Raw genomic sequence first — 767 nt, 5'->3', positions numbered from 1 at the left:
CCGAAGCTGCTGAACGCTTCGGCTTGTCGCGTCCCACCCTCTATCAGGCGCAGGCAGCCTATGATCGCGACGGGCTGGCGGGGCTTTTACCCCGGCAACGGGGGCCCAAAGGTGCTCACAAACTCGATGCCCGGATCATGGCCTTCATCGACTCTCATATCGACGAGGGTGGCCCGATACAAGCACGCCGCCTGGCACTACTCGTTGAAGCAGAATTCGGCCTTCAGGTGCATCCACGCAGCATTGAACGAGCACTGCAGCGGAAAAAAAAACGCCAACAAAAATAGCCTCCGTCGATTTACCTCCGGCAGTGATTTCGGTATACGAGTCACTGCGCTCGCAAGTGTTTAACGGCGGCTCGCTCAGAATCGGGCTGGCGGCAGTGTGCCACCACGGAATGTTGCGAGGCCTCCAGATGCTCTCTCGTGACACGACTACTTCGTCACGATCCGTACCGGCTCCAACCCCATCAGTACCCACCAACGATGCCTTGGTCCGGCAGTTGGCAACCATGATCCTCAACGTGCAAGCGGAGTCCAGACATGCTTACTGAGTCTCATCATAAAATAGCCAGCACTCACCTTCAGCGCGACGCATTTCTTTATGTCCGGCAATCATCATTGCGACAGGTATTTGAGAATCAGGAAAGTACAAAACGACAATACGCACTGCGTGATCGGGCAATCGCATTGGGTTGGTCCAGTGAGCGGATACACGTTATTGACAGCGATCTTGGGCAGTCCGGTGCGCAGAGCACAGGTCGAGAC

The 767-nt window shown here is 56.1% G+C and carries 2 protein-coding genes; both read left to right on the top strand.

What is annotated here, in order from left to right; genetic code table 11:
* Positions 1–287 (top strand): helix-turn-helix domain-containing protein (locus ACUNV4_RS30425; RefSeq protein WP_430882437.1); only part of this gene is annotated, 287 nt, incomplete at its 5' end.
* A 255-nt stretch (positions 288–542) separates the two neighbouring features.
* On the top strand, positions 543–767 hold a 225-nt coding region (locus ACUNV4_RS30420), incomplete at its 3' end, for a hypothetical protein (protein WP_430882436.1).

Source organism: Granulosicoccus sp. 3-233 (genome assembly GCF_052681095.1).
The sequence above is the reverse complement of the archived record's forward strand: the minus strand, read 5'-3'. Positions and strand labels throughout refer to the sequence as shown.